The 17,609-nt window shown below is 74.0% G+C and carries 14 protein-coding genes and 2 riboswitches; of the genes, 6 read left to right on the forward strand and 8 right to left on the reverse strand.

Going from position 1 to position 17,609, the window contains the following annotated elements; translation table 11 throughout:
* Positions 1 to 160 precede the first annotated feature (160 nt).
* Positions 161 to 715: a GNAT family N-acetyltransferase gene (locus ACGFRB_RS18150; protein ID WP_393244066.1), complete on the reverse strand. Its 555-nt coding sequence runs from the start codon at positions 713 to 715 to the stop codon at positions 161 to 163.
* 163 nt (positions 716 to 878) lie between these two features.
* Positions 879 to 2,033 (reverse strand): cobalt-precorrin-5B (C(1))-methyltransferase, encoded by a 1,155-nt coding sequence (locus tag ACGFRB_RS18155; protein WP_393244164.1) that lies wholly within the window; start codon positions 2,031 to 2,033, stop codon positions 879 to 881.
* Between the two features lie 270 nt (positions 2,034 to 2,303).
* Between ACGFRB_RS18155 and ACGFRB_RS18160 the strand changes: the two genes are divergently transcribed.
* Positions 2,304 to 3,011 carry a cobalt-precorrin-6A reductase gene (locus tag ACGFRB_RS18160; protein ID WP_393244068.1) on the forward strand — a complete coding sequence of 236 codons (708 nt, stop codon included), beginning with the start codon at positions 2,304 to 2,306 and terminating at the stop codon, positions 3,009 to 3,011.
* Positions 3,012 to 3,055: 44 nt separating this feature from the next.
* Here the strand turns inward: ACGFRB_RS18160 and ACGFRB_RS18165 are convergent, their stop codons facing one another.
* From ACGFRB_RS18165 to ACGFRB_RS18180, 4 genes are all read right to left on the reverse strand, one after another.
* Positions 3,056 to 4,834 (reverse strand): PA14 domain-containing protein, encoded by a 1,779-nt coding sequence (locus ACGFRB_RS18165; protein WP_393244070.1) that lies wholly within the window; start codon positions 4,832 to 4,834, stop codon positions 3,056 to 3,058.
* 279 nt (positions 4,835 to 5,113) lie between these two features.
* Positions 5,114 to 6,619, reverse strand: coding sequence for a precorrin-2 C(20)-methyltransferase (locus ACGFRB_RS18170; RefSeq protein WP_393244072.1), 1,506 nt, complete (start codon positions 6,617 to 6,619; stop codon positions 5,114 to 5,116).
* Positions 6,616 to 7,275, reverse strand: a complete 660-nt coding sequence (locus tag ACGFRB_RS18175; RefSeq protein WP_363005739.1) for a precorrin-8X methylmutase — start codon at positions 7,273 to 7,275, stop codon at positions 6,616 to 6,618. Before ACGFRB_RS18175 ends, ACGFRB_RS18170 begins: the two co-directional genes overlap by 4 nt.
* The gene (locus ACGFRB_RS18180) at positions 7,272 to 8,504 is read right to left on the reverse strand and encodes a cobalamin biosynthesis protein CobG (protein ID WP_393244074.1); all 1,233 of its coding nucleotides are present in this window, start codon (positions 8,502 to 8,504) and stop codon (positions 7,272 to 7,274) included. Before ACGFRB_RS18180 ends, ACGFRB_RS18175 begins: the two co-directional genes overlap by 4 nt.
* A gap of 240 nt (positions 8,505 to 8,744) precedes the next feature.
* Positions 8,745 to 8,881: riboswitch (cobalamin riboswitch) on the forward strand.
* 38 nt (positions 8,882 to 8,919) lie between these two features.
* Here ACGFRB_RS18180 and cobN point away from each other — a divergent pair.
* Positions 8,920 to 12,708: a cobaltochelatase subunit CobN gene (cobN, locus tag ACGFRB_RS18185; RefSeq protein ID WP_393244076.1), complete on the forward strand. Its 3,789-nt coding sequence runs from the start codon at positions 8,920 to 8,922 to the stop codon at positions 12,706 to 12,708.
* Between the two features lie 139 nt (positions 12,709 to 12,847).
* Positions 12,848 to 13,204 (forward strand): hypothetical protein, encoded by a 357-nt coding sequence (locus ACGFRB_RS18190; RefSeq protein WP_393244078.1) that lies wholly within the window; start codon positions 12,848 to 12,850, stop codon positions 13,202 to 13,204.
* On the opposite strand, the gene ACGFRB_RS18195 is transcribed toward ACGFRB_RS18190, so the two are convergent.
* Positions 13,188 to 14,900: an ATP-binding cassette domain-containing protein gene (locus ACGFRB_RS18195; protein WP_393244166.1), complete on the reverse strand. Its 1,713-nt coding sequence runs from the start codon at positions 14,898 to 14,900 to the stop codon at positions 13,188 to 13,190. The two genes, ACGFRB_RS18190 and ACGFRB_RS18195, sit on opposite strands and share 17 nt — an antisense overlap.
* 175 nt (positions 14,901 to 15,075) lie before the next feature.
* On the opposite strand from ACGFRB_RS18195, the gene ACGFRB_RS18200 reads away from it, so the two are divergent.
* Positions 15,076 to 16,065, forward strand: coding sequence for a hypothetical protein (locus ACGFRB_RS18200; protein ID WP_393244080.1), 990 nt, complete (start codon positions 15,076 to 15,078; stop codon positions 16,063 to 16,065).
* A 2-nt stretch (positions 16,066 to 16,067) separates the two neighbouring features.
* The gene (locus ACGFRB_RS18205; RefSeq protein ID WP_361229003.1) at positions 16,068 to 16,424 is read left to right on the forward strand and encodes a GntR family transcriptional regulator; all 357 of its coding nucleotides are present in this window, start codon (positions 16,068 to 16,070) and stop codon (positions 16,422 to 16,424) included.
* A gap of 23 nt (positions 16,425 to 16,447) precedes the next feature.
* Here ACGFRB_RS18205 and ACGFRB_RS18210 read toward each other — a convergent pair whose 3' ends face one another.
* Complete coding sequence (locus ACGFRB_RS18210) at positions 16,448 to 17,005, reverse strand: histidine phosphatase family protein (protein WP_393244082.1); 558 nt, start codon at positions 17,003 to 17,005, stop codon at positions 16,448 to 16,450.
* 57 nt (positions 17,006 to 17,062) lie between these two features.
* A riboswitch (cobalamin riboswitch) is annotated at positions 17,063 to 17,245 on the forward strand.
* Positions 17,246 to 17,280: 35 nt separating this feature from the next.
* On the opposite strand from ACGFRB_RS18210, the gene ACGFRB_RS18215 reads away from it, so the two are divergent.
* Positions 17,281 to 17,514 (forward strand): CbtB-domain containing protein, encoded by a 234-nt coding sequence (locus ACGFRB_RS18215; protein WP_393244084.1) that lies wholly within the window; start codon positions 17,281 to 17,283, stop codon positions 17,512 to 17,514.
* The last annotated feature ends 95 nt before the right edge of the window (positions 17,515 to 17,609 follow it).

The following is a 17,609-nucleotide window of genomic DNA, read 5'->3' on the forward strand; positions in this document are numbered from 1 at the left end:
CTCCCATCCGGATTCCGGAAGGTCATTGCCGGGTTCCGGCAAGGAAAGCGGGAGTTGAGCGACAGCCGGAGCAAGTGGCCGGGATATGAGGTCACTTGGATGGCGAGAGTCCGGCATATGCCGCCCCGTCGCCCCACTCCGTCCGGCATATACCCCGCCACTAAAGGGCCGTTGGCGGCCACTCCGGCGCGATGACCGACATCACCGTGGCGTCCACCCGCTCCCCCTTCCACAGCAGCGCCCCGCGCAGCACCCCCTCCGCGCGGAAACCGGCCTTCTCGTAGGCGCGGCGGGCGCGCGGGTTGAACGCGTACACCTCCAGCCACACCCGGTACAGCCCCAGCGTCTCCAGCGCGTGGCCGACGATCAGCCGGGTCGCCTCCGTACCGAGACCTCGGCCGAGCACGTCCGGGGCCAGGCAGATGCGGAAACCACAGCTCTCGTTGGGCCGGTCCCACGCGTTGAGGACGGCCTCGCCGACGACCCGGCCGCTCGCCCGCTCGACCACCGCGAGGTCGAGCCGGTCGGGGCGCGCGCCGCGCGTCGCGTACCACTGCCGCAGCGCCGCCTCCGTGAAGTCGGCGTGCGAGCCGGTCAGCCGCTGGATCTCCGGGTCCGAGAACAGCGGCAGGAGCGCGGGGACGTCGTCCTCGGTGACGGGACGCAACGTGACGCGCTCGCCGGTCAGGGTGGGCTTGTACGAGAAGTCGGTCATCCCGGCATTCTGCAAGGCAGGAGGGACGAATTCCCCTGATTTTCCCGGCCGTTACGGGTCCCCTGCGAGTCCCTCGCGGGTCCCCCACCCCGTACGGGTCCACCACCCCTTACGGGCTCCCGCACGCACGCGCTCACACGCCCCCGGCGGCGCCCCTCGGCCCTCACCCCTGCCGGACCCCCGCGACCTCCGCCGGATCCTTCGGTCCCCGCGCCGCCGCCCGCCCGACCACCACGCCCGCCCGGTCGACGCACACCACGTCCACCGCGACCGGCGCGCCGCGCAGCACCGCCAGCGCCTCGTCGCGCGCGCGGGCGGCGACGAGGTCGCCGAGAGGGACACCGGCGGCCTCGCACAGCCGGAGCGCGGCCAGGCCGGTGTTGGCGGCGGCGACCTCGGCGGCGAGCGCGCCGTCCGCCCCGCCCGCGCGGGCCAGGTCGGCGAGGAAGGTCTTGTCGACCTGGGAACGGGCCGAGTGCAGGTCGAGATGGCCGGCGGCCAGCTTGGAGAGCTTCGCGAACCCGCCGCAGACGGTGAGCCGGTCCACCGGGTGACGGCGCAGGTACTTGAGGACGGCCCCCGCGAAGTCGCCCATGTCGAGCAAGGCGATCTCCGGCAGCTCGTAAAGCTCGGCGACGGTCCGCTCCGAGGTGGACCCGGTGCAGCCCGCGACATGGGTGATCCCGCCGGCGCGCGCCACGTCGACCCCGCGCCGGATCGAGTCGATCCACGCCGAGCAGGAGTACGGCACGACGACGCCGGTCGTCCCGAGGATCGACAGGCCGCCGAGGATGCCGATGCGCGGGTTCCAGGTGGAGCGGGCGATCTCGGCGCCGTCGTCGACGGAGATCGTGATCTCGACGTCGGCGGACCGGTGGCCGTGGGCGGCGGCCACCACCGTCACGTGCTCGCGCATCAGCTGCCGGGGGACGGGGTTGATCGCCGGTTCGCCGACCTCCAGCGGCAGTCCGGGCAGGGTCACGGTGCCGACCCCCTCCCCGGCCCGGAACACGACACCGGAGCCGGGCGGCAGCACCCGTACCGTCGACCGGATCAGCGCCCCGTGGGTGACGTCCGGGTCGTCGCCCGCGTCCTTGATCACCCCGGCCGTCGCGAAGCCGGGCCCCGTCGCCTCCACGGCCAGCGCGAAGGCGGGCGTCTGGCCCTTGGGCAGGGTGATCGTCACCGGGTCCGGGAACTCGCCGGAGAGCAGGGCGGTGTACGCGGCGGTCGTCGCCGCCGTCGCGCAGGCGCCGGTCGTCCAGCCGGGCCGCAGACCGGTGTGCTTGAGTTGGGCCGCCCGCCCGCCGCCGCTCACGAAGGAACTCCCATGCACGTACTCGTCCTCGGCGGGACGACCGAGGCCCGTGTTCTGGCCGGCTTGCTCCACGAGCCCGGACTCCACCGGTCCGGCGCGCCGGACGAGGGCGAGCCGCTCCCGGGGGTATCGGGGGCGCCGGGTGTCCCGGGTGTCCCGGGTGTCCCAGGTGTCCCGGGTGTCCCGGGTGTCCCGGGTGTCCCGGGTGTCCCGGGTGTCCCGGGTGTCCCGGGTGTCCCGGGTGTCCCGGGTGTCCCGGGTGTCCCGGGAATGCGCGTGACCAGTTCCCTCGCCGGGCGGGTCGCCGCCCCGCGGCTGCCGGCAGGTGAGGTGCGGATCGGCGGCTTCGGCGGGCCGGCCGGGCTCGCCGCGTGGATACGGGAGCACTCCGTGGACGCGGTCATCGACGCCACTCATCCCTTCGCCGAGCGGATCAGTTTCAACGCGGCCGAGGCGGCCGCCACCGCCCATGTTCCCCTGCTCGCGCTCCGCCGCCCCGGCTGGGTCCCGCGTGCCGGGGACGTCTGGCACGAGGTGGATTCGCTCGCGGGGGCGGCGCGGCTGCTGGGAGCGGGCGCCCCCGGCCGTCCCGCCCCTCTCGGCGAGCGGGTCTTCCTCACCACCGGCCGGATGGGCCTGGCGGCCTTCGCGGACTGCCCGCAGTGGTTCCTGGTCCGCTCGGTCGACGCGCCCGAGGGCCCGATGCCCGCCCGTACCGAAGTCCTCCTGGACCGAGGCCCGTTCACCCTGGAGGGCGAGCGCGAACTCCTCGCCCGGCACCGCGTCGACGTCCTGGTGACGAAGGACAGCGGCGGGGCCGCCACCGCCCCCAAGCTCGCGGCCGCCCGCGAGGCGGGCATCCCGGTCGTCGTCGTCCGCCGCCCGCCGGTGCCGGCGGACACGGCGACGGCCGCCTCCCCACAGGAGGCGGCCGTCTGGGTGCGGGAGCTGCGCGGAGGTCGGACGCGGTCGGCGTAGACCACCCGCGCTGGGCGCGCCCCCGGCTTTCCGGCCCTCGGTTCCTACGGGGCGGGACGAACGTACGGATCGGTGACGGTCACGGTCATGACGCCCGGGGCGTCCGGGCGCAGCCTGTTGGACCAGCGGTCGTCGGCGACGACCGCGTACACGCGGGTCTGCGGCATGTCCGCCGCTCGCTTGCACACAACCGTGGTCGCGGCGCCCCCGACGGGGTCGCAGGTGGACACGCCGGTCCACTCGACGGTGCCGTCTGCCCGCGGAACGCCGGTCCACACCCAGTAGGGCGAGCTGTCGTCGCGGTCGTCGGCGGTGGAGGCGTCCCAGCTCAGCTGGATGCCGTCGGCGCGGGGGGTGGCCGTCACACCGGTGAGCGGCGCCGGGGCGACCTGGTCGCCCGTACGGACGGTGAGCGGCGCCGACAGCGCGCTCTCGTTGCCGCTCGGATCCACGGCCGCGACGGCGTACGTGTAGTACGCGCCCTGGTCCATGGTCAGGTCGACGCAGTGGCCGCCCTTCAGCCAAAAGTCACTGCCCTCGGCGCAGGTCACCCGGGTGAGTGCGGCCTTGTCGAGGGTGTGGCCGGGCGAGCGGTACAGCCGGTACGAGCCGCCGGTGTCCCAGTCCATGAAGAAGGCGGAGTGCATCGACCAGTGCACGTCGGTCGAGCCCGGGCGGGCGACGGCCTTCACGCCGGTCGGGCTGAGCCACGGCCCGGTCCGGTCGACGCCGTCGTCGGCGACCACGGCGGAGAACGGCGACGGATTGTCGAACCTGTCGAAGGCCTGAACGCGGTAGTAGCGCGTGCTGTTCTCGGGTGCGTTGACTTCGTCCACGATGTCGTCCGGCTGCGAGATCAAGTGGTACGGGCCGGCCTCGTCCAGAGCCGCCCACACCTCCCAGCGAACCACGCCCGATTCCGGCGGCGCGTCCCAGCGCAGGTAGGCCATCCGGTAGTCGTAGCGCACGGTGAGCCCGGTCGGGGCGGGCGGACCGATCGTGTCGACCGTCGTGACATAGACGTCGGCGGAGCCGGCGGACTCGTTGCCCGCCTTGTCGACGGCGCGGACCTCGTAGCCGAACTTCGCACCGGTGACCGGGGCGGACCTGTCGGTGAAGGCGGTCTTGGTGACCAGACCCGTACCGCTGACCTTCGTCCACGTGGTGCCGAGCGACGGACGGCGGTAGACCCGGTAACCGGCCAGGTCCATCTCCTTGTTGGCGGTCCACCGCAGCGTCGCGGCGCCGGCCTCCCGGTCGTACGCGACGGACGCGCCCGACGGGGCGAGCGGCTTGACCTTGTCGACCGAGGCGGTGGTGCGGGGCGTGTACGCGAACTTCACGTTCGCCTTGCCCTTCCACGCCACGAAGTCGACGCGCAGGGTGTGCTTGCCCTTCGGGATGGTGACGTTGACCGACTTCTTCCTGGTGGAGGAGACGTCCTTCCACAGGTCGATCTTGCGGGAGCCGTCCAGGTAGACCCGGATGCCGTCCTGCGCCTCGGCGGCGAAGGTGAAGGGGCCGCCGGAGCCGAAGTCGCGGGTCAGCGACCAGCGGACCGAGAAGTTGTCGTTGGGCAGGCTCACCCCGGACGGGTGGCCGGAACCGTAGTTCTCGGAGATCGCCGCGTCGCAGGCGGTCTTCCTCGGGGTGCCGCCGAACGTCGTGTTGGCGAAGAACTGCACTTTCCACACAGGGGAGTTGCAGGTCACCGTCGCCGCGGCGGCGGGCGCTCCGGCGGCGGTGACGAGACCGGCGGCGGAGGCAAGGGTGACGAGGCCGGCCAGGGCGGCCGGGACTCTCGTCCGGATACGCGTGTTCACAGGCGTGTAAGGCCCTTTCCGGGACCGTGGAGAAAAACGGACAGGAGGGCGTGGGGGTGGTGACGCTTGGTGCGCGACAGCCGTCGGGGTGGGGCCCTGCGTACGGTTGTGCGACCAAGTCGTACGACTCTACCTGCCGTGATCGCCTGTGCGGGATGCCTCGTCTACCCGGGCGTTGCTCGTGCGTTGCCCGGTCGGGGAGGGTCGGTCGTACGGGGTCGGGTCCGGACGACCGCGGCCCCGCCCCGTAAGACCGGCCCTCCCCGACAGGCCGGCTCCTCAGTACCGCCGCGGCGTCCAGGTCAGCGTCCGTCCGTCCGCGCGCTCGGTGACCCGCGTCCGGGAGGAGCCGACGAGGAGGAGGGTGCGCATGTCGACCTCGGCGGGGTCCAGGGTCTTCAGGGTCAGCACGCGCACCGACTGCTCCGGCCCGCCGACGTCCCGCGCCACGACCACCGGGGTGTCGGGCGAGCGCACCTCCAAAAGCAACTCCCGGGCGGCGGCCACCTGGTGGGCACGGCTGCGGGAGCCCGGGTTGTAGAGGGCGAGGACCAGATCGGCCTCGGCGGCGGCACGCAGCCGGCCGGCGATGACGTCCCAGGACTTGAGGCGGTCGGAGAGGGAGATCGTCGCGTAGTCGTGGCCGAGGGGCGCGCCCGCGGCGGCAGCGGCGGCGTTGGCGGCGGTGACACCCGGGAGAACCCGTACGGGGACGAAGGCGTACCGTTCCTCCGCCGCGACCTCCAGGACCGCCGTCGCCATCGCGAAGACGCCCGGATCGCCGCCGGAGACGACGGCGACCCGCCGGCCGCGCCGGGCCAGGTCGAGGGCGAACTCGGCGCGCTCGGACTCGACTTTGTTGTCGGAGCCGTGCCGCCGCTGGCCGGCCCGCAGCACCGGGACGCGGTCGAGATAGGTGGTGTAGCCGACGAGGTCGTCCGCCTGGACGAGCGCGCCGCGCGACTCGGGGGTGAGCCAGGGCGCGCCGGCCGGACCGGTGCCGACGACCACGACCTCGCCCCGCTCCCGTACGGCCGGCCGCTCGTCGATCCGCGACGGCAGGACGGCCACGGAGAAGTACGGAACGGTCGACGGGTCGACGTCCGCGAGCCGCCCGGTGCGCTCGCCCGCCATGAACGCCCGTTCCACGTAACGGGCTTCGTCGAGGCGTCCGGCCCGTTCCAGGGCGCGGCGCACGGTGGGGAAGGTGCGGCCGAGCTTCATCACGACGGCCGAGTCGGCGCCCGCGAGCCGCGCGGTCAGCTCGTCCTCGGACAGGGTGCCGGGGACGATCGTCAGGGTCTCCTCGGCCTCGCACAGCGGCTCGCCGAGCCGGGCGGCGGCGGCGCTCACGGAGGTGACGCCGGGGATGACGGTGGTGTCGTAGCGGTGCGCGAGCCGCTTGTGCATGTGCTGGTACGAGCCGTAGAACAGCGGGTCGCCCTCGGCGAGGACGGCGACCGTGCGGCCCGCGTCCAGGTGCGCGGCGAGGCGGGCGGCGGCCTCCTCGTAGAAGTCGTCGAGCGCGCCCCGATAGCCGCCGGGGTGGTCGGTGCTCTCCACGGTGAGCGGGTACACCAGCTGTTCCTCGACCTGCTCGGGCCGCAGGTGCGGGGCCGCGATGGAGCGGGCGATGGAACGGCCGTGCCGGGCCGAGTGGTACGCGACCACGTCGGCCTCCGCTATCGCGCGGACCGCCGCGACCGTCATCAGGTCGGGGTCGCCGGGGCCGAGCCCGACCCCGTACAGCTTGCCGGGAGTCGTGGACGGGACAGGGGTGCTCATGCCTGGATCTCCGCTTCGTGCGCGAGGGCGTTGAGGGCGGCGGCCGTCATGGCGCTGCCGCCGCGCCGGCCCCGCACCACCAGGTATTCGAGGCCGAGTTCGTTCGCGGCGAGCGCGTCCTTGGACTCGGCGGCGCCGATGAAGCCGACCGGGATGCCGAGGACGGCGGCGGGCTTCCCGGCGCCGTTCGCGACCATCTCCAGGAGGTGGAAGAGGGCGGTGGGCGCGTTGCCGACCGCGACGACCGAACCCGCCAACTTGTCGCGCCACAGCTCCAGGGCGGCGGCGGAACGGGTCGTGCCCAGCTCGGCGGCGAGCGCGGGTACGGCCGGGTCGGAGAGCATGCACAGCACGTCGTTGTCGGCGGGCAGCCGCTTGCGGGTGACACCGCTGGCGACCATCCGCGCGTCGCACAGGATGGGCGCCCCGGCGCGCAGTGCGGCGCGCGCGGCGGCGACGACGCCGGGCGAGTGGGCGATGTCCCGGACGAGGTCGGTCATGCCGCAGGCGTGGATCATCCGGACGGCGACCGTGGCGACGTCGTCGGGCAGGCCCGCGAGATCCGCCGCGGCCTCGGACCGGATCGTGGCGAAGGAACGACGGTAGATCTCCGCGCCGTCCTTCTCGTACTCGAACATCGTGGGGCTCTCGCTCATCTCGTGGGGGTCGTGTAAGCCGCGCGGGCGGTGAGGGCGGATGGGCCGGCGCCGGCGGTACGGGCGGTACGGGCGGTGGCGACCGCGCCGGGCAGGGCGGTACGGGGGGTGGGGGCGCCGTCCACCAGGTACGCGCCGTCCCTGGTGGTCTCGGCCTCGGTCGCGGTCTCGGGCGCGGCCTCGGACGCGGTCGCGAGGACGTCGACCCAGGTGCCGCGCGGGTGCCCGCAGCGCCGGGCGCAGCCGGCGAAGTGCACGGGCAGCGCACCGGCGGGTACGGCGAGGGCGCGGGCGGCGTCCGCCCGTACGTCCGCCAGGGACTTGGCGCAGCCGGGCAGACCGGTGCAGGCGGTGACTCCGGCGCCGGGGGCGTCGGGGCGGGTGATCAGGCCGGCCGAGGCGAGGCGTGCGAGGTGCGCGAGCGGTTCGGGCGCGCGCTCGGACGCGGACGCGGGCTCCGACTCGCTTACGTGCCCGGGCTCCACCCCCTGCTCGTGGGTCACGACGACCGCCCCGCGCCAGGGCGTCAGCCGTACCTCCGCCGCGGGCAGCAGCGCCCGCAACTGCGCGGCGGTCAGCCGGCCGAGGGGGGCGAGGACGGACACGGCGCGCGGGCCGAGCGGGCCGGGTGCGGGCGGGGGGCCGGAGGGCAGCGGGGGCGGTACGGGTACGGGCTGCCCGCCCGCACCGCTCAGGTCGACGGCCTCGGCCGCCCCGGCCGGCAACTCGCCGACCCGCCACGCCCCGGTGCCGGCCGCCTCGGCGGCGGCGAGGAAGGCGAGGGCGGCGGCGAGGGCGGCCCGGGGCGCGTGCCCGGCGGCGATCCGCAGCGTCCGGTCCCCGACCCGGAGCAGGGCGGACGCGCCGCCCGGTTCTGCGATCAAGGTCACATCGCCGCCGAGTCCGGCGACATCGCCGCGCCCGTCGTCCAGGACGAACAGGAAACGCCCCGAGAGGGCGGCCGCGCGGGGCTCCGCGCACAGCAGTCGGTCCAGGTCACGGGCCCAGGCGTGCACGTCGGCATGGCCGGCTCCGTCGAGTCCGGCGGCCGGTGAGGCGACGATGTTGCGGACCCGCTCGTGGGTCGGCGAGGGGAGCAGTCCGCCGGGTCCGAGGCGGTCGGCGAGGGTGCTCGCCGAGCCGTCCGGCAGGCCGCGCAGCTCCACGTTGCCGCGCGAGGTGATGCTGACGGCGCCGTCCCCGAGAGACTCGGAAACGGAAGCCAGCAACTCGATCTGATCATGCGTCAACTTGCCTGCGGGCAAGCGCAGTCGGGCAAGAAATCCATCAGCGGCGACATGCAACCGGAGCGCCCCGGGGCACGCGTCGCCACGGTCCCGTATGGGAGGTTCGCCCGGCTTGGGTGAGGTGTCGGGAGTGGGCGGCATGGCGGCGAGCATACCTATGCGCGATGGCCCGGCAACCGGGGGTGACGGACCACCCCTCCCGCTCCGCCGACCACTCGTTCTAGGATGCAGACCGGCATGGGGTCCCAGGACCCCGGGGAGGAAGCCCGGTGAGATTCCGGCGCGGTCCCGCCACTGTGAGCCGGCCCCGAGCCTCGGGTGTCCGGTGAGTCAGGAACTCCCGCCATCCAACGACCACCCGGGGCGCGGATACCCCGAGGAAGGGCCGAGCCTCGCCATGCTCGTTCTGCTGTCGCATTCCGACACCGACCTGCTCAGCGCCCGTGCGGCGAACGCCGCCGCGTCCGCCGTGTCCGCCGCGTCCACGTCCGCTGCCTCCCCGGCCGCCGGTCCCGACCCGGCCGCCACAACCACCACCGAATCCGGCGCCGCCGACGCCTCGGCCGCCCCTCTGACGTACCGCTTCGCCAACCCCTCCCGCCTCCCGCTCGCCGACCTCCCGGCGCTCCTCGACGGCGCCACGCTGGTCGTCGTCCGGCTCCTCGGCGGGGTGCGCTCCTGGCAGGAGGGCCTGGACACGGTCCTCGCCAGTGGCCTCCCGGTGGTCGTGCTCAGCGGCGAACAGGCCCCGGACGCCCAGCTCATGGCCGCGTCCACGGTCCCGGTCGGGGTCGCCACCGAGGCCCACGCGTACCTCGCGCACGGTGGCCCCGCCAACCTCGCCCAGCTGGCCCGGTTCCTCTCCGACACGGTCCTGCTCACCGGCCACGGCTTCGAGGCCCCGGCCCCGGCGCCCGCCTGGGGCCCCCTCGACCGCACGCCCCGCACGGCCCCGGCGCCCGACGCCCCCGCCATCGCGGTGCTCTATTACCGCGCCCACCACATGAGCGGCAACACCGCCTTCGTCGGCGCCCTTTGCGACGCGATCGAGGACGCGGGCGGCCGGGCGGTCCCGCTGTACGTGGCCTCCCTGCGCGCCCCCGAGCCCGAGCTGCTCGCGGCGCTCGGCGACGCCGACGCGATCGTCACCACGGTCCTCGCGGCGGGCGGCACCCGGCCCGCCGAGGCGCAGGCCGGCGGGGACGAGGAGGCGTGGGACGCGGGCGCGCTCGCCGCGCTCGACGTACCGGTCCTCCAGGCGCTGTGCCTGACCGGCTCCCGGGCGTCCTGGGAGGAGAACGACGAGGGTCTGTCGCCGCTGGACGCCGCGAGCCAGGTCGCCGTACCGGAGTTCGACGGCCGGCTGATCACCGTCCCGTTCTCCTTCAAGGAGATCGACGAGGACGGTCTGCCCGCGTACGTGGCGGACGCCGAACGCGCCGCACGGGTCGCGGGGATCGCCGTCCGGCACGCCCGGCTGCGCCACATCCCGAACGCGGAGAAGAGGGTGGCCCTGGTCCTCTCCGCGTACCCGACCAAGCACTCCCGGATCGGCAACGCGGTCGGCCTCGACACTCCCGCCTCGGCCGTCGCGCTGCTGCGCCGGCTCATCGCCGAGGGGTACGACTTCGGGCCAGCGAAGGACATCCCGGGCCTGATCTCCGGCGACGGCGACGAGCTGATCCGCGCGCTGATCGACGCGGGCGGCCACGACCAGGACTGGCTGACCGAGGAGCAGTTGGCCGCGAACCCGGTACGGATCCCGGCCGCCGACTACCGGCGCTGGTACGCGGCGCTGCCCGCCGAGCTGCGCGCCGGGGTCGAGGAGCACTGGGGCCCGGCGCCCGGCGAGATGTTCCTGGACCGCTCCCGGGCGGCCCAGGGCGGCGACCCCGACGGCGACATCGTGCTCGCCGCGCTGCGGCGCGGGAATCTGCTGGTCCTCATCCAGCCGCCGCGCGGCTTCGGCGAGAACCCGATCGCGATCTACCACGACCCGGATCTGCCGCCCTCGCACCACTATCTCGCCGCCTACCGCTGGATCGCGGCGCGCGCCGACGACGGCGGCTTCGGCGCCGACGCGATGATCCACCTCGGCAAGCACGGCAACCTGGAGTGGCTGCCCGGCAAGAACGCGGGCCTGTCCGCCGCCTGCGGGCCGGACGCGGCGCTCGGCGATCTGCCGCTGGTCTACCCGTTCCTCGTCAACGACCCCGGCGAGGGGACGCAGGCCAAGCGCCGCGCGCACGCCACTCTCGTGGACCATCTCGTGCCGCCGATGGCCCGCGCCGACAGCTACGGCGACATCGCCCGCCTTGAGCAACTCCTCGACGAGTACGCCCAGATCAGCAGCATGGACCCGGCGAAGCTGCCCGCGATCCGGGCCCAGATCTGGACGCTGATCCAGGCCGCGAAGCTCGATCACGACCTGGGGCTGGCCGACCGCCCGGACGACGACGGCTTCGACGACTTCCTGCTGCACGTCGACGGCTGGCTGTGCGAGGTGAAGGACGCGCAGATCCGCGACGGACTGCACGTCCTCGGCGGGGCGCCGGCCGGGCCGGAGCGGGTCAACCTGGTGCTGTCCATTCTGCGGGCCCGCCAGATCTGGGGCGGCACGCAGGCCCTGCCCGGACTGCGCGAGGCGCTCGGCCTGGACGAGTCGGCGACCGACCGGACCCGCACCGACGCCATCGAGGAGCGGGCGCGGCGGGTGGTCGAGGCCATGGAAGCGGCCGGCTGGTCGGTGGACGCGGTCGAGGACGCGGCACGACTCGGCCTGGACGACGGCGAGTTGGCGGCAGACGGTCGTCTGGAGCAGGTGACGGCGGTACTGCGCTTCGCCTGCGAGCAGGTCGTGCCCCGGCTCGCCGCCACCACCGACGAACTCGCCCACTGTGTCCACGCGTTGAACGGCGGCTTCGTGCCCGCCGGGCCCTCCGGCTCGCCGCTGCGCGGCCTGGTCAACGTGCTGCCGACCGGCCGTAACTTCTACTCCGTCGACCCCAAGGCCGTGCCGTCCCGGCTCGCCTGGGAGACCGGCCAGGCCCTCGCCGACTCCCTGCTCGCCCGCTACCGCGAGGACAACGGCACCTGGCCCACCTCCGTCGGCCTGTCCCTGTGGGGGACGAGCGCGATGCGCACGGCGGGCGACGACGTCGCCGAGGCGCTGGCGCTGCTCGGCGTCCGGCCGCTGTGGGACGACGCCTCGCGCCGCGTAAGCGGACTGGAGCCGATCCCGCTCGCCGAGCTCGGCCGGCCCCGGATCGATGTGACCCTGCGTATCTCCGGCTTCTTCCGTGACGCGTTCCCGCATGTCATCGGGCTGCTCGACGACGCCGTACGGCTGGTCGCGGGGCTCGCGGAGGAGTCCGCCGAGGACAACCACGTCCGCGCGCACGCCCAGGCCGACCTCGCCGAGCACGGTGACGAACGGCGCGCCACCACCCGTATCTTCGGCTCCCGGCCCGGTACGTACGGCGCGGGGCTGCTCCAGCTCATCGACTCGCGCGACTGGCGCACGGACGCCGATCTCGCCGAGGTGTACACGGTGTGGGGCGGCTACGCGTACGGGCGCGGGCTCGAAGGCCGCCCGGCGCGCGCCGAGATGGAGACGGCGTACCGGCGGATCGCGGTCGCCGCGAAGAACACGGACACGCGCGAGCACGACATCGCCGACTCCGACGACTACTTCCAGTATCACGGCGGCATGGTGGCGACCGTGCGCGCGCTGCGCGGCACGGCCCCGGAGGCGTACATCGGCGACTCCACCCGCCCGGAGACCGTCCGTACCCGCACCCTCGTCGAGGAGACCTCACGGGTCTTCCGCGCCCGAGTCGTCAACCCGCGCTGGATCGCGGCGATGCGGCGGCACGGCTACAAGGGCGCCTTCGAGCTGGCGGCGACCGTCGACTACCTCTTCGGGTACGACGCGACGACGGGCGTGGTCGCCGACTGGATGTACGACAAGCTCACGCAGGAGTACGTGCTCGACCCGGAGAACCAGGCCTTCTTGAAGGAGGCCAACCCCTGGGCGCTGCACGGGATCGCGGAGCGGCTGCTGGAGGCGGAGTCGCGCGGGATGTGGGAGAAGCCGGACCCGGGGACGCTGGCGGCGCTGCGGCAGGTGTTCCTGGAGACGGAGGGCGACCTGGAGGCCGGCCCGGAGGACGGCGAGGACGACTGACGGAAGTGGTTGACGGGCCCGGGGCCGGGCCCGGTACCGCCGGGCGGGTCCGGACACCGGTGGCCGGGCCGGCCCGGCCACCGGGTTACGATCCCCGCCGCACGAACGGCGTGCGGACGACAGGGGTGGGGTGGTGGGCATGCGTGCCCGAAGCGCGGTGACGGCGACGACGGCCATGGTGGTGCTGGGGCTGACGCTGGTCCTGGGGGCCTGTTCGAGTCCGGGCGGCGGCACGGACGGGACGAAGCCGGAGTCGAAGCCGGACTCCTCGTCCTCGGCACCTGCCGCGACCGGCTCCCCGGAACCCTCCTCGGCCGCCTCGGCCGCTCCCTCGGCTTCCGCGTCCGAGGAGCCGGCCCGGGCCGAAGATCCCCAGGCCGCTCGCCCGCACGTGGGCGGGGAGGGGGCGACGGACGAACCCCGGCGCGCGCCGAAGGGCGGGGCGCGGTCCAAGACGTCGTCCAAGCAGTACAAGCCGGTCACGAAGTCGCGGTGAGCGCGGCGGGAGCCGGAGTGAGGCCCAGGCGGCGGCCCCGGAATCCCGCCCGCAGCCGCCGGTCGTGGCTGACCACCACGAGCGTCCCCGGGTAGCCGGCGAACGCCGCGTCCATCTCCTCCACCAGGCCCGGGGCCAGGTGGTTGGTCGGCTCGTCGAGAAGGAGCAGGTCGACGGGCCGGGTCACCAGACGGGCCAGCGCCAGTTTGCGGCGCTGTCCGGCGGACAGCAGGCGGACCGGGACGGTGAGGTCACGGGCGGCGAACAGACCGAGCGCGAGAAGTTCCTCCTCCCGTCCCGCGCCGAAGGCGATCGCCAGCGGGCGCGGGTCGGCGGTCCCGGCCGTGTCCTGACGGAGCAGCCCGACCCGTTCGGGACCTGGGGCGGTCACGGTTCCGGCGTCCGGGAGGAGTTCGCCCGCCAGGAGCGCCAACAAGGTTGATTTCCCTGCCCCATTGGGTCCGGTGACGAGGAGACGCTCAGCGGGTTCGAGGTGAAGCGCGTCGACGCACAGCCGTCCGTCGACCCGAACTCCCTTGACGTCGATGACAGTCGGCGGAGTCGGGGTCGCTCCGGCTCCGCCGACTCCGCCGTCGCCGTCGCCGCCTGCGCCCGGCGTGCCGAAGCGGGCGGTGAAGCGCAGCGGGTCCGGGGGCCGGGGCACCGGGTTCTCGTCGAGTACGCGCAGCCGGGTGCGGGCGGTACGGATCCGGCTCATCGCCCCATGGGTCCGTGACCGGGCCCGGAACGCACCGGCGCCGCTGAAGCCACGCGGTCCCTTGCGGGGGATGGCGGCAAGACGCCCGGTGTCGCGTTCGGCGAGTGCGGCTCCCCGTTCCCGTTCGGCGCGCCACTCCTCGTACTCCCGCTCCCGCCGCGCCCGGTCGGCGGCGCGGCCCGCGAGATAGCCGGGGTAGCCGTTGCCGTAGCGGCGCACCGTGCGGGTCTCGTGGTCGACTTCCAGGATCGCGGTGGTGACCCGGTCGAGGAAGGCGCGGTCGTGGGTGACGGCGACGACCGTGCCGCGGTGTCCGCGCAGCCGCTCCTCCAGCCAGGCCACGGCCTCGTCGTCGAGATCGTTGGTCGGCTCGTCGAGAAGGAGGAGTTCGGGGTCGGCGGCGAGGGTCGCGGCGAGGGCGAGCCGGGAGCGCAGACCGCCGGAGAGGGGGGCGAGCGGGCGGGCGCGGTCGAGGGGTTCGCGCGCGCCGAGCCGGCGCAACACGATATCGACCCGCCGGTCGGCGTCCACGCCGCCGCGCGCTTCGTAGGCGGCGGTCAGGGCGGCGTACGCGTCGAGGGCATCGGCCGTGACGTCGTCTTCGGCTGTGGCGAGAGCGGCCTCCGCCGCCCGGATGCGCGCCTCCAACTCCCGTATCTCACTGAGCGCGTGGTCGATCACGTCGCCGACGGTCGCGGCGCCGGGGTCGGCGGCGGCAGGCAGCTCCAAGGTCTGCGGGAGATAGCCGAGTCCGCCGGGGGACTCGACGGTGACGGTGCCGTGGACGGGTGTCTCGCGGCCCGCGAGCAGGCGCAACAGGGTGGACTTTCCGGCGCCGTTGTCCCCGACGACGCCGACGCGTTCGCCCGCGTGGAGAGAGAGGGAGACCCGGTCGAGGACGATCCGGTCGTGAACGTGCCGGTCGTCGTAGCGCTGGGTGACATCGGCGAGTTGGACGCGGAACAGAGCGACCTCCAGGGCTGGGCGACAGGGGTGTGCGGCGCATGAGACGCATGAGATGCGACGAGACGTCTCGTCTCATCACGCAGGACACCGTACGCCCACCCCCACTCCCCCACAAGGGGGAAACCCACCCGCACAACACCTACTTGTTCTAGTAGAGTGCTAACAACTAGAACCAAGGGAGGGTCTCGTGAACCGTCTCCGCGTGCTCGCCGCCGCGCCGTTCGCGCTCGTGCTCGCCGTCTATCTGTCACTCCTCGCCACCTGGTACGACCGCCTGCCGGACCCGCTGGCCACCCACTTCTCCGGGGCCGGCGATCGCCCCGACGGATTCACCGGACTCGGCGCCTACGCCGTCGGCAGCACGGTCGTGCTGCTCGCGTTCGGCGCCGGCTGGGTGCTGTGGGTGCGGCGCTTCTCGCTCTGGGGCGCCTGGGCCACGGCCGGGTTCACCGGCACGCTGGCCCCCCTGCTCCTCCGGGGCAATCTCGATGTCGCCGACGCGGCCGGGGCCGACTTCCCGTTCACCCTGGTCAGCCTCGGCACCGTCGCCGGCGCTCTCGCCGCGCTCGTGGGCCTCGGCCTGACCCGACTCGTCCCCAAGGACCCGGCCGCCGGGTCCGCCGACGCCCCGGCGGCGGACCGGATCGACCTGGGCACAGGCGAGGTGGCGGGCTGGTCGCGCGGCGTCGCCTCCCCCTTCCTGAGCCTGCTCGCTGTCGCCTTCATCGTCGCCGGGCTCGGCGCCCTCGCCCTTACTCCCTGGCCGTCCGCCCCGCTCGGCCTGCTCGGCCCGGTCATCGGTGTGCCCGGGCTCGCCCTGGCCCGGATCAGGGTGACGGTCGACCGGCGCGGCCTGACGGTCGTCTCCTCCGTGCTCCCCCGGCCCCGGATCCGTGTCCCGCTCTCCGACATCACCGCGGCGATCGCCCGCGACATCAACCCCGTAGCGGATTTCGGGGGTTGGGGCTACCGAGTCCGTCCGCACCGGACGGGCCTCGTGCTGCGCGGCGGCGAGGCGCTGGTCATACGGCGGCCGAGCGGCCGCGAGTTCGCCGTGACGGTGCCGGACGCCGGGACGGCGGCGGCGCTGCTCAACACCCTTCGCGAGCGCGCCGCTTCCGATCACGGGCCGACCGGCGGGCCGATGGGCCCGGCCGCTGACGACGAGAGGATCTGACCGTGCTCTTCAGGGTCGACCCCGCCTCCGCCGTCCCGCTCGGCGACCAGATCGCCGCCTGTGTCCGCGGCGCCCTCGCCGACGGCAGCGCCGAACCCGGTGAACGCCTGCCCGCCGCCCGCGAACTCGCCGATTCGCTGGGCGTCAACGTCCACACCGTGTTGCGCGGCTACCAGCGGCTGCGCGAGGAGGGACTGATCGAGCTGCGCCGAGGTCGTGGCGCCGTGATCATGCAGGGCGCCGAGGCTCCCGACCGCGCCCATCTCGTGGAGCGGCTGCGCGCCTTGGTCGGCGAGGCCCGCCGACTGGGCGTGACGGACGAGGAGTTCCTCGATCTCACGCGTACCAGCTTGAATTGACTGTGCGTCACCTTCGTGCGAAGTCAGGCCACTTGGGTGTCGAGTTGGAGATTCCACCGGCCGGCCCGGCCGGTGAGCGAGACGCGCGAGGCTGGGCGTACGTCCAGCCGCCAGAAGACCTCCTCCGGCGCGCCGAGCGCGTGGGCGATCGCCGCACGGATCACATCCGGCTCGACGACCGCCCACACCCGCGCCCCCGGGTCGTTCGCGGCCAGAGCGTCCATCCACTCGGCGACCCGGGCGCGCACCTGGCGCAGCGACTCGCCGCCGTGCGGCGCTGAGCCCGGGTCGCCGAGCCAGGCGGCCACGGCCTCCGGTTCGGCGGCGGCCACCTCGTCGAGCCGGCGTCCCCGCCAGCGCCCCATCGCGCACCCGGCGAGCGCCGGCACCTCCTCGTACCGCTCCAGACCGAACGCGGCGGCCGTCGCCCGGCACCGCCCGGACGGCGAACAGACCACCCGCGCCCTCGGCCCGACGCACAGCGGCTCCGCCCGCGTCTCCACCGGCCCCGCGTCGTCGAACCGGGCCTCGCGCAGCGCCTCGTTCATACCCGGGGCTATCAGAAAAAGCTGGACGGCCATGGTGATCCATCCCTCAACGTCCGGCTTCCCAGGTGCTCTTGGCGCACGGTGTCCGGCACGGTACGGTCGGTTGACATTTCCATAGAACGACGACGGCGAGACGGAAGTCCGGTGTGAATCCGGCACGGTCGCGCCACTGTGAGCCGCTCCCGGACCACGCGCCCGGTATGCCCCCTCCGGCATCCCGAACCGTGCGCCCGACGGCGGTGAGTCAGACCCGACGACCGTCGTCGCGCACCACCGTATGGGACGCGAGTTCCCGAGGAGGTTCCACCATGGCCGAGGCCATCGCGGCGTCCACCGCCGTTCCGTCCACCCCCGCCGTCACCGTTCCGGTGTCCCTGCCGCTCCGCTCCGTGCTGCCCTGGGCTCTGTTCGGCGGGCTGCTGTTGCTCGTCGCGCTCTACTTCGTCGGCGCCGAGCAGGGCGCGACGTCCGTGTTCGCGGGCAGCGACGTGCACGAGTGGGTGCACGACGGGCGTCATCTGCTCGGATTCCCCTGCCACTGACGGGACTTCACGCACATGTCGTCCTCGTCATCACCTTCGCCCCCCGCCCCTTCGACCTCTTCCGCCCCGTCTTCCGCCGACGGTGCGAAGAGCGG

This window comes from Streptomyces sp. NPDC048718 (assembly GCF_043198875.1).
Lineage (GTDB): Bacteria > Actinomycetota > Actinomycetes > Streptomycetales > Streptomycetaceae > Streptomyces.

Excerpts from the sequence above, each read along its gene's own strand:
- ACGFRB_RS18150 (WP_393244066.1), bottom strand. The coding sequence starts at position 715 with ATGACCGACTTCTCGTACAAGCCCACCCTGACCGGCGAGCGCGTCACG.
- ACGFRB_RS18160 (WP_393244068.1), top strand. The coding sequence starts at position 2,304 with ATGCGCGTGACCAGTTCCCTCGCCGGGCGGGTCGCCGCCCCGCGGCTG.
- ACGFRB_RS18170 (WP_393244072.1), bottom strand. The coding sequence starts at position 6,619 with ATGAGCACCCCTGTCCCGTCCACGACTCCCGGCAAGCTGTACGGGGTC.
- ACGFRB_RS18175 (WP_363005739.1), bottom strand. The coding sequence starts at position 7,275 with ATGAGCGAGAGCCCCACGATGTTCGAGTACGAGAAGGACGGCGCGGAG.
- cobN (WP_393244076.1), top strand. The coding sequence starts at position 8,920 with ATGCTCGTTCTGCTGTCGCATTCCGACACCGACCTGCTCAGCGCCCGT.
- ACGFRB_RS18190 (WP_393244078.1), top strand. The coding sequence starts at position 12,848 with ATGCGTGCCCGAAGCGCGGTGACGGCGACGACGGCCATGGTGGTGCTG.
- ACGFRB_RS18210 (WP_393244082.1), bottom strand. The coding sequence starts at position 17,005 with ATGGCCGTCCAGCTTTTTCTGATAGCCCCGGGTATGAACGAGGCGCTG.
- ACGFRB_RS18215 (WP_393244084.1), top strand. The coding sequence starts at position 17,281 with ATGGCCGAGGCCATCGCGGCGTCCACCGCCGTTCCGTCCACCCCCGCC.